Origin of the sequence: Shewanella chilikensis, from assembly GCF_002836945.1 — a bacterium.
GTDB classification, from domain to species: Bacteria; Pseudomonadota; Gammaproteobacteria; order Enterobacterales; family Shewanellaceae; genus Shewanella; species Shewanella chilikensis.
This window is the reverse complement of sequence record NZ_NIJM01000020.1, coordinates 24554-40490: the sequence shown is the minus strand read 5'-3', so window position 1 is coordinate 40490 and position 15937 is coordinate 24554. Positions and strand designations below refer to the sequence as shown.

The following is a 15937-nucleotide window of genomic DNA, read 5'->3' as shown; positions in this document are numbered from 1 at the left end:
CTTTTTTATTACTGAAAAAATTTTCCCCTTGTCGGCAAAGAGATAGGCGCCGGAAACAGAAAATTCATTTTCCCGGACTGGCAAGCGTCATCTGCCTCTGCTTGACTTAACATTCGTCATCTCGAATGTCAGGGAGTCAGTGATGCTCAGATTCGGCTATGAAGTGGAACAGCAAAAGGTGGAACTACAGGCCAGTAACTGGAATGGATTTGAGCGTTTGTTTGTCGACGGTAAAATGGTATCCAGCAAATTCAACCTGGGGCTACATAGCGAACACAGCTTTGAGTTACGTAATGGCGCACGTTGCCGGATGCAACTTCTGGTAGACCCCACCACAGAGCTGACTATCTGTCGCATCTACAAGTGTAACCGCCTGCTGGCGAGCCTCAAACAGGGGAAGCAACAGCCAAACAACTCACATATGCAACACTGGTTGCTACTGGGAGGATTGGTGTGCGTACTATTGGTCTATCTTTGATTCAGTGATCGCGCATTCAACCATAAGGTTAACGCTTGTCGGTATGATTTATCTTGTTGAGCAGCATAAGCAACTGCGCTCTTTCCGGCTCATCCAAGGCCGCCATAAACTTCTCGTTGACCCGCTCGGCCTCGCGAATTAAGTCCTGCTCCATCGCCTTGGCCTGATCGGTCAGGAAAATTTGAAACGCACGCCGGTTGTCTTCTTCCTGGTGGCGATAAATTAAGCCTTGTACCTGCAGTTGATCCAGCAAGCGTGTCATGGTGTAGTTGGCCACATCACAGCGACGTGACAACTCGGTTTGGCTGATCCCTTCCTCTTGCCAGAGCGCAAACAACACAGGCCAGAGTTTAATATCCAGCTGATAACGCTTCAGGCGGCTATCCAGTTCATGTTGCAATTCCACGTTCAGATGGGATACCAGATAACCGAGACTCTCTTTGCGGTTCAAGCAACACCTCCTGTACTTCAGGGCTTGTCTGTTCGCTAGCTGCTGGGCTTCGCCCCATTCAGCAAAATCGTTTATTCTGCTTCATTGGCACCGGGCCATTTCCATTGCCGAGTTTAACTATACCACTGCGCAAAATGATTGACCTACGCGGGGAGCATGAAAAGCGGTGCATGGCGTCTCCGGCGGAATAAAACCGCATTGACCTGCCCAAATATACGGCTTTATGACTCCCCTATGGGTAAACGATTACCAGCCGATAATCCGCTTTAAACTTGAGTGGCTAACCCGATTCTGAGTCAATCAAACTTCTATACCAATGGTATTAATACTACCACCTGCTGAATATTTCACTAACACAAGAAAGGAGAATAATGGGGCATTTACAGTCAGGCTACTGTAAATAAAGGTTTTATATCTGCCTGAATGGCAAAGCGATTCCGTTGACTTTTAACTCAGTAAATAGGTTTCGGCAAAGCGATAAAAACAGGCACGCCCAAGCCTGGCCTTGAGACCTCGAGGCAAGCTTACCAATAGCCCGGATTCGGCGCTCTCAAAGGCATTGAGCCCCTGCACCTCGAACTCATTACCCTGGGAGCAAACCAAGGCAAAACGGCTGCTCTCGGCCTCGATATCCAACTGCTTGTAATCAACTATGATAAGCGGTGTGTCGGCCACCGCTACCTTCAAACGCTCTGCCGGGGTGAGCAACAGATGTTCACCCTCGATGCAGTGCAAAATACTACTGAAGAGTCTGGCAAACTTGGTCGGCAGCGGTGAGTTGAGATAATACCAGTCACCTTTAACATCTATCTCAAACAGGGCTTGCTGCTGACACAAGTCAGGCCTTGCCCCCAACCCTTTCAGGACCTCACTCACCTTGTCTTCCGACTGTTTCATCCTGACTTCCTTTTCTTCCGACTGTTTCATCCTGACTTCCTTTTCTTGTGTTCCCTACTCATGGGCTCCACACTTTGAGGAGCCCTATTCTTGGCGCTCTCAGGCTTGCATTTGAGTCAGCTCCAGCAAGGCTTCGATGGGGTGCCTGGGCCTGAAGCCACCAAAGCGTTTGACCTGGCTGCGACAGGAATAACCGGACACCAGTATCTGCTCCTGCGGCAACGACTTTATCGCCTCGTCCCAGGACATCTCATACAGAGCCTTGGAGCGTGGCAGGTTTTCCAGCTCATGGCCGTAGGTACCGGCCATGCCGCAACAACCCAGATTCACGGTACCCAACTTGGCACCAAAACGGGCAAAGATGGTTTGCCATTCTTTGGCAGTGCCGGGACGAGCACTGGATTCAGTGCAGTGGCTGAACCAGGTGAACTCGCGCCCGCTTGCAGGCAGTTGCGGCAACTGCTCGAGCATGGCACTGAGCCACTCGCTGGCAAGCTGGACATTGAATTGGCCGCGCTTGGCGCCGAGCGCCTCACGGTATTCGTCGCGATAAACCAGCACCAAGGCCGGATCTACTCCCACCATGGGCATGTCAAGGGCATGCACCTGATTGAGAAAGTCGGCGGCGGTCTGCGCCGTCTTGGCAAACTGCTCCAGAAATCCCTTGATATGAGCCGGTTTACCATTGGGCTTGAACGGCAGCAATACCGGCTTGAGTCCAAGCGCTTCAATCAGACGAATAAAGCGATAAACCAGTTCGGCATCGTAGAAGCTGTTGAAAGGATCCTGCACTACCAACACATAGTTTTGTCGCTCAGCGGTGGGAATAGCGCTTAAGGCGTTGAGATCATAACCGCGGCTGGGGTGAGCATCGAGGCGCTGTTTCAGGGTAGGTACAGACAGCGCAGGCGCATCCACATACCCCAGAGCCTTTTTAATCACCCACTTGGATAGAGGGTTCTGCGCCGCAAAGTTACTCAGCCGGGGCGCCTTGGCCATCAGTTGCACAGAATCCTCGACACCGGCCACCAGGTAATCCTTGGCGGGACGCTGATAACGGCGGTAATAGATACTGAAAAACTGTGCCCGGAACTTGGGAACATCCACCTTCACCGGACACTGGCCGGAGCACGCCTTACAGGCGAGACAGCCCTTGAGCGACTCCATCACCTCGTGGGAATAGTCGTATTCTTTCTTGGCGTTAAGGCTGTTCTGCAGCCGCTGCAACAGGCCCATGGATTTGGACTTGGCCAGCTCATTGACATCGACGCCTTCAGATTCGAGTAATCGCAGCCACTCACGCATTAACCCGGCACGGCCCTTGGGTGAATGGATCCTGTCTCCAGTCACCTTAAAAGAGGGGCACATGGGCGAAAAGCGGCTGTAGTTGAAACACAGGCCGTTGCCATTACAGTTCATCACATCCGGGAAGGCATCGCGGACACTGACAGGTATTTGCCTATCGAAACTGCCGCGCTTGGTACTGTCGACATTGTAGATAAGCTGTTGGCCTTTGGGCGCCACCAGCTTACCCGGGTTGAGTTTATTCTGGGGGTCGAACAGCGTCTTAACTTCTTCAAGCTCACTCCAAAGCTGCTCGCCAAATACTTGGGGGCCATACTCACCACGCACGCCTTTACCGTGCTCGCCCCACATCAGGCCGCCGTATTTCTGCGTCAGTGCCGCCACTTGATCCGAGACGGTGCGCAGCAAGGCTTCATCCTTGGGATCGCACATATCCAGCGCCGGACGCACATGCAGCACCCCGGCATCCACATGGCCGAACATGCCATATTGCAGTTGATGGCTATCCAACAGGGCACGGAACTCCATGATATAGTCGGCGAGCTTTTCAGGAGGTACGGCGGTATCTTCGGCGAAGGCTATCGGTTTGCGGCGGCCTTTGGTGGCCCCGAGCAGCCCCACCGCCTTCTTGCGCATGGCATAAATCTTATTGATGGAACCGGCATCCCGGGTAAGCTGATACCCAAGCACCCCTTTTTCACCGGCGGCAATCTGTGCATCCAGCGCCGCGGCCAGACGCTCAGCCCGCTCATCTACCTGGGCTTGTTCTCCGGCAAACTCCACCATGTTAAGACCATCGATTATTTTGCCGGGCACTTCCTGGATAAGCTCGGATACCGAGTGCCAGATAATGTCTTCCCGCGCCAAATTCAGCACCTTGGAATCGACGGTTTCCACCACAGTGGCATTGGCGAGCACCAAGTCGGGCGCATGGCGCAGTGCAGATTCAAAAGAGTCATATTTGATGTTGACCATAAGGCGGCTGGCCGGCAAAGGGGTGATATCCAGTTTGGCCTCAGTCACCACCGCCAGCGTTCCCTCAGAGCCGGTGAGGATCCGCGACAGGTTGAATTCACAGAGCTGTTGATCCCAGACATTTTTCAGATCGTAACCGGTCAAAAAACGGTTCAGTTTGGGAAAGCGCTGTTCAATCAGCTCTCGCTGCTCACGGCAGCGACGGGCCACTTCGGTAATCAGCTTATTGCCGAGCGGGTTGTCAGTGACCTTCTCACCCGATTCCAATACCTCGCGGCTCACTGGAGCCGTGTGCAGCACACTGCCATCCACCAACACACTGGTAAGCTCAAGCACATGATCCGAGGTCTTGCCATACACCAGCGAGCCGGCGCCGGAGGCATCGGTATTGATCATGCCCCCCAGGGTGGCTCGGTTGGAGGTGGAAAGATCCGGGCTGAAGAAAAAGCCGTACGGCCGCAACGCATCATTGAGCGCATCCTTGACCACACCGGCCTCGACTCTAACCCAGCCTTCCTCTGGATTAACTTCCAATACCCGGTTCATATGGCGCGAAAGATCCAGCACTATCCCATGGGTCAGCGCCTGACCATTGGTTCCGGTACCGCCGCCGCGGGCACTGAAGACCACCTTGGCAAAAGCTTCCTCACAGGCAAGCCGCAACGCCATGGCAATATCGGCGCTGTCTCTTGGGTAGAGCACCGCTTGTGGCAGAAACTGATAAACAGAGTTATCCGTCGCTTGCGCCAAACGGGCACTGTAACGCCTGTCGATATCGCCGCGAAAGCCGCGCTGCTCCAGCGCATCCAGATATTCCAGATACAAGGGTTCCAGAGTTTGTTGGTGTGATAGTAGGGGTAACATCTTATGCTCGAATAAATTTTTTGTTATCGGGCCATTATAAACAAAAAAAAGCCGCTAAAAAGCGGCTTCCTTCATAACAACGGTTTCTGACTTAGCCGTGGGCTTCAGCCAGGTACAACCAGGTGTCGATCACTGTGTCGGGATTCAGAGACACTGTGTCTATGCCCTGCTCCACCAACCAAGCGGCGAAATCAGCGTGATCCGAAGGACCCTGACCACAGATACCCACGTAAGCACCCTTGGCCTTGGCAGACTTGATAGCCATCGCCAGCAGCGCCTTAACGGCTTCGTTACGCTCATCGAACAGGTGGCTGATGATGCCTGAGTCGCGGTCCAGACCCAGAGTCAGCTGAGTCAGGTCGTTGGAGCCGATGGAGAAACCATCGAACATCTCCAGGAACTGATCCGCCAGCAGGGCGTTGGATGGCAGTTCACACATCATGATGACGCGCAGACCATCTTTACCACGCTCCAGACCCTGCTCTTTCAGCAGTTCGATAACCTGACGGCCTTCTTCCAGAGTACGAACGAACGGGATCATGATCTCAACGTTCTTCAGCCCCATGTCGTTACGAACCCGCTTGATGGCTTCACACTCGAGGGCGAAACAATCGCGGAACGACTCAGAGATGTAGCGGCTGGCGCCACGGAAGCCCAGCATTGGGTTCTCTTCCTCTGGCTCGTACTTGTCACCGCCGATCAGGTTGGCATATTCGTTTGACTTGAAGTCAGACATACGCACGATGGCCTTCTTGGGGTGGAATGCTGCAGCGATAGAAGAGATACCTTCAACCAGGCGGGCAACATAGTATTCAACCGGAGATTCATAACCGGCGATCATCTCGGTGATCTCGGCTTTCAGCTCGTCGCTTTGCTGATCGAATTCCAGCAGAGCCTTGGGGTGAATGCCTATCATGCGGTTGATGATGAACTCGAGACGGGCCAGACCAACACCTTCGTTAGGCAGACGGGCAAAGTCGAAGGCGCGGTCAGGGTTACCCACGTTCATCATTATCTTCATCGGCAGATCAGGCATGGAATCAACGCGGCTGGAAATCACATCAAACTCCAGCTTGCCTTGATAGATATAACCTGTGTCGCCTTCGGCGCAGGATACAGTTACTTCCTGACCGTTTTGAATTTTGTCGGTCACATCACCACAACCCACTACTGCAGGCACGCCCAGTTCACGGGCAATAATGGCGGCATGACAGGTACGACCACCACGGTTGGTGACAATGGCGCTGGCGCGCTTCATGATAGGTTCCCAATCCGGGTCAGTCATATCGGTAACCAGTACATCGCCTGGCTGGATCTTGTCCATTTCGTCGATAGATTTGAGCACCTTGGCAACACCTGAGCCCACCTTGTGACCAATAGCACGACCTTCACAAATCACTTCGCCGCGGCTCTTGAGGTGATAACGCTCAATCAGTTGCACATCTTCACGGGAACGCACGGTTTCGGGGCGAGCCTGAACTATGTAGAGACGACCGTCGTTACCGTCTTTGGCCCATTCGATATCCATCGGACGGCCATAATGCTTTTCAATAATCATCGCCTGCTTGGCCAGTTCCATCACTTCTTCATCATTGATGGAGAAAGTCATGCGCTGTTCTTTGGCGACATCTTCAATTTTCACCTGCTTGCCGTGAGATGCATCATCTGAGTACACCATCTGGATCAGCTTGCTGCCGATATTACGACGAACAACAGCCTTGTGACCGGCAGTCAGGGTTGGCTTGTGTACATAGAACTCGTCCGGGTTAACCGCACCTTGCACTACCATTTCGCCCAAACCGAAGGAAGAAGTGATAAATACCACGTCCTTGTTGCCGGACTCGGTATCCATGGTGAACATCACGCCGGAAGCCGCTTTATCGGAACGAACCATACGCTGAACACCGGCAGACAGTGCCACACCGCGATGGTCGTAACCCTGATGCACACGATAGGAGATAGCGCGATCGTTGAACAGAGAAGCAAACACATGCTTGATGGCAACCAATACAGCTTCAAAGCCCTTCACGTTGAGGAAGGTTTCTTGCTGACCGGCAAATGAAGCGTCAGGCATATCTTCTGCGGTGGCAGAGGAACGCACGGCGAATGAAGCATCTTGGGTTTCAGAGGCTAATTTTTCGTAAGCTTCTCGAATCGCTTGTTCGAGTTCTGGCTGAAATGGGGTTTCGATAACCCACTGTCTGATCTGTGCACCAACTTTAGCCAGTGCGTTGACATCATCTACATCCAATGTGTCAAGAATGTCATATATCTTCTGGTTTACTCCACTTTGCTCAAGAAACTCATTGAACGCGTGGGATGTGGTCGCAAAGCCGCCAGGTACTTGAACACCGGCATTGGCCAGATTACTGATCATTTCACCAAGGGAAGCGTTTTTACCGCCGACCTTGTTGACGTCACCCATGCCTAATTCCTGATACCAGAGTACGTATTGCTGCACAGTTCTATCTCCGCAAGTTTATTTCAGTGGCCCCTTCACACGAGGGCAGCGGCATTTTACACTCCGAGGCAACAAGCGTAAATCTATAATTTTATTTGTAATTTTATTACTACATGAGGTCGGCATGGCACGTAAAGTATTCTACATTTCTGATGGAACAGCAATCACGGCCGAAGTGTTTGGTCACGCAGTGCTTTCTCAATTTCCATTGGAATTTGATTCACTTACCATTCCATTTGTGGAAAATACCGTTAAAGCAGAAGCCGTTAAAAAACAGATTAATGATAGTTTTATTACAACAGGGGAACGGCCTCTGGTGTTTCATTCCATCGTCAAACCGGAAATTCGCGACATCATTTATTCCAGTGAGGGCCTGGACTACGACTTTCTCAACACTTTCGTCGCCCCCTTGGAGCAACAATTAGGGGTCACTGCCAGCCCTTCACTGCATCGCACCCATGGAATGGCCAAAGCGGGTTATGATGCCCGTATCGACGCCATCAACTTTGCCATGGATAACGACGATGGCCAGACCATGAAGCATATGGACAAGGCCGACATTATCCTGCTGGGAGTTTCCCGCTGCGGCAAGACGCCATCCAGCCTCTATCTGTCGATGCAGTTCGGCATCAAGGCCGCCAACTACCCCTTTATTCAAGACGACATGGACAACCTCAAGCTGCCGGAGGTATTGAAACGCAATAAATCCAAACTGTTTGGCCTGACTATTGAACCCGTACGCCTGCATGAGATACGTCAGAGCCGGATGGAAAATAGCCGCTATTCCTCTTTGCGCCAGTGCCGCCTCGAAGTGAAAGAGGTGGAGATGATGTTCAAGAAAGAACGCATCCCTTATATAGACACCACCAACCAATCGGTCGAGGAAATCGCCACCAAAATCCTCGATGCCACCGGCCTTGAGCGCCATATGTTCTAAAAAACGCCCTAGCAGCCGACAAATGCTACTCGAGTTGAAACTGAGTTACATATTGGCATTTTCTAGCTAACTACTTGTTACCACAGTGCGAACTCTGAATGATTCAAGTGGGTCTTGACACTTTTTCAAGGCCCACTTGGGCAATTATCGGACAATTGCCACTTTGCAGCTCGGCTCGATTGGTTATAATCCGACACAAGATAAGCGCAAAGCGCTCAAGAAATTTCCCTCGGTATCATGAATGACCATTAAAACAGACGAATTACGCACCTCTCTCTTATGTAAAGTGATCTCACCTGCCCAACTCGCATCTGAGTATCCATTGACTCAGGAAGCCGCAGACTACCTGGTTGAACAACGCCGCGAAGTCGAAGCCATTATTCAGGGTGACGATCCGCGTTTGTTGGTCATCATAGGCCCCTGCTCCATCCATGACACTGAAGCAGCACTTGAGTATGCCGGCCGTCTGGCCAAGCTGCACCATGAACTCAAAGACGATCTGTGCATTCTGATGCGGGTCTATTTTGAAAAACCACGCACCATAGTCGGCTGGAAAGGCCTGATTTCCGATCCTGACTTGGACGGCAGCTTCAGCCCCAATAAAGGTTTGCGCCTGGCCCGCAAGTTACTTCAGCAGATCACCGAGCTGAAACTGCCTATCGCCACCGAGTTTTTGGATATGGTGAATGGTCAGTATATTGCCGATCTCATCACCTGGGGGGCCATCGGGGCCCGCACCACAGAAAGCCAAATTCACCGTGAAATGGCCTCGGCACTCTCCTGCCCGGTAGGCTTCAAGAACGGTACCGACGGCAACATCAATATTGCCGTCGATGCAGTGCGCGCCGCCAGAGAACCACATATTTTCTACTCTCCGGACAAAGACGGCTCACTGGCGGTCTATCGCACACATGGTAATCCGTACGGGCATATCATTCTGCGCGGCGGTAAAGCCCCCAACTACAGCGAGCAGCATGTGGCCAAGGCCAGAGAGCAGATGGACTCGGTTGGGATCCACTCCGGCATAGTGGTCGACTTCAGCCATGGCAACAGCCAGAAGCAGCACAAAAAGCAGCTGGAAGTCGCCGAAGATATCATGACGCAGCTGCGCAGCGGCTCCACCGCCATTGCCGGTATCATGGCCGAGAGTTTTATTGTCGAAGGCAATCAGAAAGTGGTTGCCGGTGAGCCACTCACTTACGGCAAAAGCATCACGGATGCCTGCCTGCACTGGGAAGACTCGGAAAAGCTGCTCAGAGATCTGGCCGCTGCTGCCAAGGAAAGACGCCGCCTGCTGGGCAAGTAAGCCGCCACAGATACAGGCCGCCAACATAAAATAGCCCCACACTCTCCGCCTCGGAGATGCCGGGGCTTTTTTGTGCTCTGACTGTTTCCACAGCACCCATTGAAAGCAAACTGTCAATCCGCCTTTGGTCGAACTATAATACCGCCCCTGATTTTCCAGCATAACCAGAGGTTGCCGTATGCCAGAAACGACACAGAGCCAATATGAAGTGGCCGTAGCACGCCGAATTGAACAAGCCGAGGCTCGGGTGATCAAGGCGGTTTTCCCGTCTATTACCAATCATCACAACACACTGTTTGGCGGTGAAGCCCTCGCCTGGATGGATGAAACCGCCTTTATCGCCGCCACCCGCTTTTGTCGCAAGACCCTGGTCACCGTCAGCTCAGACAGAATCGATTTCAAAAAGCCGATCCCTGCCGGTAGCCTGGCAGAACTGATCGCCCGGGTGATCCATGTGGGCAACACCTCAATGAAAGTCGAAGTGAACATTTTTGTAGAAGATATGTATCAGGATAAGCGTGAGCACGCTATCCGCGGCGTCTTCACCTTCGTGGCCGTCGATGAAGACAGAAAGCCAACCCAGATCTGGAGTGATGATCTGGCCAACTAGACCCTGTTCGCTTATTTCACATAATCCGAGCCTGTTTCTGGCAACAGGCTATGTAAGTTTTATCCTGCAATCCTGTTTGCCGCTGAAAAGGCTTTTATTGACTGTCGTTCTCGACTAAAGTCTAAAAGCGACAGTAACAAAAAGTCACTTAAAGCCTGATAAAGCAATAGGATTATTTGTCACTTTTCTGTTACATTGACCCTTCTTCAGCGTGCAGAGCCATAACCATAACAAGCCATGAAGCCAGAAAACTTAAATATTATCATCGCCGATGATCACCCATTATTTCGCAATGCCCTGCGCCAAGCGCTTAACAGCGGTTTCTCCAATACCCGCTGGTTTGAGGCCGACAGTGCCGATGGGCTGCAAAAACTGCTTGAGCAAACTCATCAGGACTATGATCTGGTGCTGCTGGATCTGCAAATGCCGGGCTCCCATGGCTACTCCACTCTTATCCATCTGCGCGCCCACTTCCCCGAACTGCCGGTGATAGTGATTTCAGCCCATGAAGATGCCGCCACCATCAGCCGTGCCCTGCACTACGGCGGCGCCGGCTTTATTCCCAAGTCAGCTTCGATGGAAACCTTTATCGACGCGATAACCGCAGTAATGTTCGGCGATATCTGGCTGCCTAAAGGCATAGAGTTGATTGAAATCAATGATGAAGAAGATACCGACAAGGTGGCCGGCAAGCTCTCTGAGCTGACGCCGCAGCAATACAAGGTGTTACAGATGTTTGCCGAAGGCCTGCTCAACAAGCAGATAGCCTACGACCTGGGCGTATCCGAGGCGACCATCAAGGCCCACGCCACCGCTATCTTCCGTAAGTTGGGGGTTCGCAACCGCACCCAGGCCGTGATAGCGCTGCAGCAACTGGGAATGGAAAAGGTCGAGATCAACTGATCTCACCGCTTCCCAAAGATTTTTCAGTCTTCCATGGCGGCACATTTGCCAAGATAGATGATTTCCGGCGCGCTCGGGCACAACACCTCGACACACTCATCGCCGGTACAAATCAGGTGTGACCAACCGTCACTGTGACCATGGAAGAAACTGATTGGGCTTTCACGCGACCAGGCGTGATCTTTAATCAGGCGGCTGTTGCAACCCTGTTCGTCCCCAAGCTCGCTCAGCGCCTGCCAAAGCTCCAGCAATCCATGTTCATCCAACATACGAAACGCACTGACCGAGCGGTAATGCAGCCGATAGCGCCCTTCACTCGGTAAATGAAACAATTCCAGACTGAGATCCACCCCTGGATGGGGTTTATTCTTAATTTGATAGCGTTTGCCACTGGGAAGCTGCAACAAGAAATCACCGCCCCAGAAGAGCCCGGTAATATAGAGATCCCCCTGCTCGAAGGGTGTCTGCCATCTGCCTATTTTCATGCTCCCTCCCGTTAATCCCTGCGCTCGTTAATTCCCCTCAGATAAAAGTGGGGTAAACAAGAAAGTACTCAACAAGCGGATACCGGGCAATGGCCGCTATAACGCATAAAAACGCCGCCGGGGCAAACCCTAGGCGGCGCTGCATTTAAGTGACTGAGCGTTTTAGAGGCTCAGCGTTTACAAGCCCAGATGGCTGGCATGAAACTTAAGCTGCTCGTCGATAAATGAGGCGATAAAATAGTAGCTGTGATCATAGCCGGGGTGGCTGTGAAAACTCAGCGCAATTCCAGCATCAGTGGCGGCGGCCCGCAAGGCCTGTGGCAGTAACTGCTCGGCCAGGAACAGATCACTCTCGCCCTGATCAACCCGCATCGGTAGCCCTTTGGCACCACTTTTTATCAGCTCTACCGTGTCATAGGCCTTCCAAGCCTCCCTGTCGCTGCCAAGATAGGCTGCAAACGCCTTCTGGCCCCAAGGGCACTGGCTAGGATGACTGATGGGGGCAAAGGCACTGGCGCTGAGATAACGGCCCGGATTTTTAAGGGCTATCATCAGCGCGCCGTGGCCGCCCATTGAGTGGCCGGCAATGGCGCGCTTATCCGATACCGGAAAGTGCTGTTCTATCAATGCCGGCAACTCATCTACCACATAGTCATACATACGATAGTGGCTGCTCCAGGGAGCCTGGGTAGCATTGACATAAAAACCGGCCCCCAACCCCAGATCGTAGGCGGCATCATCGGCATCGGCCACACCTTCTCCGCGCGGGCTGGTATCCGGGCAAACAATGGCCAGCCCCAGCTGAGACGCGAGGCGCTGGGCCCCGGCCTTTTGCATAAAGTTCTCATCCGTACAGGTCAACCCGGAGAGCCAATACAGCACAGGTACCTTTTGGCTATTGGCCTGCTCCGGCAGATAGATGGCGAAACGCATCTCGCAGTTCAGACTGCTGGAGTAATGACGATACTGCTTGTGCCAGCCTCCAAACGACCTGTTGTTACTGATATTTTCCATCAGAAGGTCCTCAGAAGTGGATCACGCTGCGAATGCTCTTGCCTTCATGCATCAGCTCGAAGGCTTCATTGATATCTTCAAGCCCCATGGTGTGGGTGATAAAGTCATCCAGCTTGAATTTACCGGCCAGATAATCTTCCACTATGCCAGGCAACTGTGAGCGTCCTTTGACACCACCGAAAGCCGAACCTTTCCACACCCGGCCAGTCACCAACTGGAAGGGTCTGGTAGAGATCTCCTGCCCGGCACCGGCAACCCCAATGATCACTGACTCTCCCCAGCCCTTGTGGCAACACTCGAGCGCCGAACGCATCACATCCACATTGCCGATACACTCGAACGAGTAATCGACGCCGCCGTCGGTCAAATCCACAATCACCTGCTGAATAGGTTTGTCATAGTCTTTGGGGTTGATGCACTCGGTCGCCCCCAGCTTCTTCGCCAGTTCAAACTTGGACTCATTGACATCTATGCCTATGATGCGACCGGCCTTGGCCATCACCGCGCCAATCACCGCCGACAACCCTATGCCGCCGAGCCCGAAGATGGCCACGGTGGCGCCCTCTTCCACCTTGGCGGTGTTCATTACAGCGCCCATGCCGGTAGTAACACCGCAGCCCAGAAGACAGATCTCTTCCAGCGGTGCCGATTTGTTAACCTTGGCCAGGGAGATCTCAGGCAATACCGTATATTCAGAGAAAGTCGAGCAGCCCATGTAGTGGAAAATCGGCTTGCCGTCTTTGAAGAAACGGGTGGTACCATCCGGCATCAGGCCCTTGCCCTGAGTCTCGCGGATCTTCTGACACAGGTTGGTCTTGCCGGAGCGGCAGAACTTACACTCACCGCATTCAGGCGTGTAAAGAGGAATAACATGATCGCCCACCGCCACACTGGTGACGCCTTCGCCGACCATCTCCACTATGCCGCCGCCCTCATGGCCGAGAATGGCCGGAAACACACCTTCTGGGTCGTCGCCGCTCAAAGTAAAGGCATCGGTATGACACACACCGCTGGCAACAATGCGCACCAATACCTCACCGGCCTTGGGCAACATCACATCCACCTCTTCCATCTTCAACGGTTCACCGGCGGCCCAGGCTACGGCGGCGCGGGACTTGATAAATTTGTCTGTCATTGTCGCTTCCTTCTGTTGTGATTGATTCGGTATCGAACCTCTTGGCTCATAAACCGGATGCCAACATTGTATTTATTCCCAAATAAAAGATAATCAGCCAAATATACAAATCACTTTTACTGAGAAGTAATAATGAACCACTGGGAAGGGATCAGCGAATTTATCGCCGTGGCCGAGAGCCAGAGCTTTACCCGCGCCGCCGAGCGGCTCAACTTGTCTGTGGCGCAGATAAGCCGCCAAATCGCCGCGCTGGAGAAACGCCTGGCGAGCAAACTCTTCTATCGCACTACCCGTAAGGTGTCGCTCAGTGAAGAGGGCCAGCTTTATTATCGCCACTGCCGTTTGCTGCAAGATGGCATAGAGGAAGCCGAGCGCGCCCTTGGCAGTTTGAAACAAACCCCGCAGGGCTTGCTGCGGGTGACGGCGCCGGTCACTTACGGCGAGCAATTTATTCTGCCACTACTGAATGACTTTCTCTGCCTGCACCCCAAGCTGGATCTACAACTGGATCTCAACAACAAGACGCTGGATCTGATTGATGGCGGTTATGATTTGGCGATTCGACTGGGTAAGCTGGCGGATTCCAGCTTGATGGCGCGGCGTCTTGGCAGTCGCCGCAACTATGTCTGCGCCAGCCCGGAGTATCTGGCCAACCACGGCATGCCCCACACTCTGGGCGAGCTGCATCGGCATCAATGTTTGCTGGGCAATCACCCTTACTGGCGTTTTATCGAGCAGGGCCAGGAACGTCAATGGCGTTTGAGTGGCCGCTTGGTGTGTAATTCTGGCCCTGGGTTATTGGATGCTGCCCGCAAAGGGCTCGGGCTGGTGCAACTGCCCGATTATTATGTCGGTGAGGATCTCGCCAGCGGTGCCCTGGTATCTGTACTCGAGGCTTACCAGGCGGCGCCGGAGGGTATTTGGGCCTTATACCCACAGAACCGCCATCTGTCGCCCAAGGTCAGCCTGCTCTTGGACTTTCTCCAGCAGGCGCTGCCGGAGGCGCCGGATCTGGCCGATTCTTGAGTGGATGCCCAGTCTTGGATGGATGATAGATCTTAAACTGCAACCAGATCTTAAATAAGAAATGAATTCTGCATAGGCTTTGAATCTTGCATAGCCGCGAAACTTGCGAGCCACTATGTTTTCGAATCGCTGAACTTTCGAATCGCTGAGCTTTCAAGTTTCCAGGCTTTTGATTCTCTGAGCGAACTATGGCTTGGCAGGCTTAGCCCTGACGCGTCTTAGCGCGCTGCCAGTGCAGCAGATATTTATCCAGTTCGTTGGCAAAGGCCTGTCTATCTGCCTGGCTCAACTTGGGACTGCCGCCGGTATCTATGCCGCTGGCACGCAGGGTATCGAGAAAATCCCGCATATTGAGACGGGCACGCACATTGTCACGATTCAGCAGCTCACCGCGGCTATTAAGCGCCTTGGCCCCCTTATCTATCACTTCGGCCGCCAGCGGAATATCATTGCTTACCACCAAATCACCGGCCTGGCACAGGCGCACGATTTCGTTATCAGCCACATCAAACCCCTTGGGCACCTGTAAGGTTTTGACACTGGCAGCACCTGTGATCCTGAGCGCCTGATTGGCGACAAAAGTGACATTGATGCCGGTACGCGCCGCCGCCCGCACTAACATTTCGCGGATCACTACCGGGCAGGCATCGGCATCGACCCAGATTTGCGCCGGACAAGAGGCCTGATAAGGATTATTCTGCTGCACTGACATTCCTTCTATGACAGCAAGGCATTTCATCACGACAGATGCTCTTATTGATATCTGACTTTGCCTTGCACCGAAATTATGTGCGTCATTTTATACTATTCCGGCTGAAAGTTTGATTTTTCAAGTACGCGGTTTAAAGCGATATATATGAGATAAATTACGTTAACGTGAGACTCATTCACAAATAACCTAAGTAAGGTGCGAACAAGTCCTCGTGGCCTTCTCTTTTGTAGAGAGAGGCTTGCGCTGCAACTGGCATTCAAGGCATCTGATTGGTGGCACGCCGGGGCCTGCCTGAGTCAAATAACGCAGAAAATCGCAGCCGCAATATCAATGTGAATATTGAAATACCTGTAACCCACTTTCCCCCTCCACTGTAAA

14 protein-coding genes are annotated in these 15937 nt (G+C 52.7%); 6 read left to right on the top strand and 8 right to left on the bottom strand.

Annotated elements, in window-relative coordinates:
* Window positions 1-142 precede the first annotated feature (142 nt).
* The gene (locus CX651_RS09600; RefSeq protein ID WP_101055827.1) at window positions 143-478 is read left to right on the top strand and encodes a hypothetical protein; all 336 of its coding nucleotides are present in this window, start codon (window positions 143-145) and stop codon (window positions 476-478) included.
* A gap of 28 nt (window positions 479-506) precedes the next feature.
* On the opposite strand, the gene CX651_RS09595 is transcribed toward CX651_RS09600, so the two are convergent.
* The 4 genes from CX651_RS09595 to ppsA form a co-directional block, all read right to left on the bottom strand.
* Window positions 507-929 carry a MarR family winged helix-turn-helix transcriptional regulator gene (locus CX651_RS09595; RefSeq protein ID WP_039033408.1) on the bottom strand — a complete coding sequence of 141 codons (423 nt, stop codon included), beginning with the start codon at window positions 927-929 and terminating at the stop codon, window positions 507-509.
* A 447-nt stretch (window positions 930-1376) separates the two neighbouring features.
* Entirely contained in the window at window positions 1377-1856 is a 480-nt protein-coding gene (locus CX651_RS09590; RefSeq protein ID WP_229839781.1) for a DUF1285 domain-containing protein, read from the bottom strand.
* 69 nt (window positions 1857-1925) lie between these two features.
* Window positions 1926-4970, bottom strand: a complete 3045-nt coding sequence (gene ydiJ, locus CX651_RS09585) for a D-2-hydroxyglutarate dehydrogenase YdiJ (RefSeq protein WP_101055826.1) — start codon at window positions 4968-4970, stop codon at window positions 1926-1928.
* 91 nt (window positions 4971-5061) lie between these two features.
* On the bottom strand, window positions 5062-7431 hold the full coding sequence (gene ppsA, locus CX651_RS09580; protein ID WP_101055825.1) for a phosphoenolpyruvate synthase: 2370 nt from the start codon (window positions 7429-7431) through the stop codon (window positions 5062-5064).
* 124 nt (window positions 7432-7555) lie between these two features.
* On the opposite strand from ppsA, the gene ppsR reads away from it, so the two are divergent.
* The 4 genes from ppsR to CX651_RS09560 all read left to right on the top strand — a co-directional run bounded on the left by ppsR (window position 7556) and on the right by CX651_RS09560 (window position 11187).
* Window positions 7556-8368, top strand: a complete 813-nt coding sequence (ppsR, locus tag CX651_RS09575; RefSeq protein ID WP_039033412.1) for a posphoenolpyruvate synthetase regulatory kinase/phosphorylase PpsR — start codon at window positions 7556-7558, stop codon at window positions 8366-8368.
* Window positions 8369-8609: 241 nt separating this feature from the next.
* Window positions 8610-9674 carry a 3-deoxy-7-phosphoheptulonate synthase gene (locus tag CX651_RS09570; protein ID WP_101055824.1) on the top strand — a complete coding sequence of 355 codons (1065 nt, stop codon included), beginning with the start codon at window positions 8610-8612 and terminating at the stop codon, window positions 9672-9674.
* Window positions 9675-9852: 178 nt separating this feature from the next.
* Window positions 9853-10284 carry an acyl-CoA thioesterase gene (locus CX651_RS09565; protein WP_025011189.1) on the top strand — a complete coding sequence of 144 codons (432 nt, stop codon included), beginning with the start codon at window positions 9853-9855 and terminating at the stop codon, window positions 10282-10284.
* Between the two features lie 237 nt (window positions 10285-10521).
* Complete coding sequence (locus tag CX651_RS09560) at window positions 10522-11187, top strand: response regulator transcription factor (protein ID WP_101055823.1); 666 nt, start codon at window positions 10522-10524, stop codon at window positions 11185-11187.
* Between the two features lie 23 nt (window positions 11188-11210).
* Here CX651_RS09560 and CX651_RS09555 read toward each other — a convergent pair whose 3' ends face one another.
* From CX651_RS09555 to CX651_RS09545, 3 genes are all read right to left on the bottom strand, one after another.
* The gene (locus tag CX651_RS09555) at window positions 11211-11672 is read right to left on the bottom strand and encodes a hypothetical protein (protein ID WP_101055822.1); all 462 of its coding nucleotides are present in this window, start codon (window positions 11670-11672) and stop codon (window positions 11211-11213) included.
* 177 nt (window positions 11673-11849) lie between these two features.
* Entirely contained in the window at window positions 11850-12686 is an 837-nt protein-coding gene (fghA, locus tag CX651_RS09550; RefSeq protein WP_101055821.1) for an S-formylglutathione hydrolase, read from the bottom strand.
* Window positions 12687-12696: 10 nt separating this feature from the next.
* On the bottom strand, window positions 12697-13821 hold the full coding sequence (locus CX651_RS09545; RefSeq protein WP_028781420.1) for an S-(hydroxymethyl)glutathione dehydrogenase/class III alcohol dehydrogenase: 1125 nt from the start codon (window positions 13819-13821) through the stop codon (window positions 12697-12699).
* Window positions 13822-13953: 132 nt separating this feature from the next.
* Between CX651_RS09545 and CX651_RS09540 the strand changes: the two genes are divergently transcribed.
* Window positions 13954-14847: a LysR substrate-binding domain-containing protein gene (locus CX651_RS09540; protein ID WP_101055820.1), complete on the top strand. Its 894-nt coding sequence runs from the start codon at window positions 13954-13956 to the stop codon at window positions 14845-14847.
* A gap of 202 nt (window positions 14848-15049) precedes the next feature.
* Here the strand turns inward: CX651_RS09540 and CX651_RS09535 are convergent, their stop codons facing one another.
* Window positions 15050-15553 (bottom strand): YaiI/YqxD family protein, encoded by a 504-nt coding sequence (locus tag CX651_RS09535; RefSeq protein WP_224866902.1) that lies wholly within the window; start codon window positions 15551-15553, stop codon window positions 15050-15052.
* Window positions 15554-15937 lie beyond the last annotated feature (384 nt).

Coding starts and splice junctions, on each gene's coding strand:
- CX651_RS09600 (WP_101055827.1), top strand. CDS start 143: ATGCTCAGATTCGGCTATGAAGTGGAACAGCAAAAGGTGGAACTACAG.
- CX651_RS09590 (WP_229839781.1), bottom strand. CDS start 1,856: ATGAAACAGTCGGAAGAAAAGGAAGTCAGGATGAAACAGTCGGAAGAC.
- ydiJ (WP_101055826.1), bottom strand. CDS start 4,970: ATGTTACCCCTACTATCACACCAACAAACTCTGGAACCCTTGTATCTG.
- ppsR (WP_039033412.1), top strand. CDS start 7,556: ATGGCACGTAAAGTATTCTACATTTCTGATGGAACAGCAATCACGGCC.
- CX651_RS09570 (WP_101055824.1), top strand. CDS start 8,610: ATGACCATTAAAACAGACGAATTACGCACCTCTCTCTTATGTAAAGTG.
- CX651_RS09565 (WP_025011189.1), top strand. CDS start 9,853: ATGCCAGAAACGACACAGAGCCAATATGAAGTGGCCGTAGCACGCCGA.
- CX651_RS09560 (WP_101055823.1), top strand. CDS start 10,522: ATGAAGCCAGAAAACTTAAATATTATCATCGCCGATGATCACCCATTA.
- CX651_RS09555 (WP_101055822.1), bottom strand. CDS start 11,672: ATGAAAATAGGCAGATGGCAGACACCCTTCGAGCAGGGGGATCTCTAT.
- fghA (WP_101055821.1), bottom strand. CDS start 12,686: ATGGAAAATATCAGTAACAACAGGTCGTTTGGAGGCTGGCACAAGCAG.
- CX651_RS09545 (WP_028781420.1), bottom strand. CDS start 13,821: ATGACAGACAAATTTATCAAGTCCCGCGCCGCCGTAGCCTGGGCCGCC.
- CX651_RS09540 (WP_101055820.1), top strand. CDS start 13,954: ATGAACCACTGGGAAGGGATCAGCGAATTTATCGCCGTGGCCGAGAGC.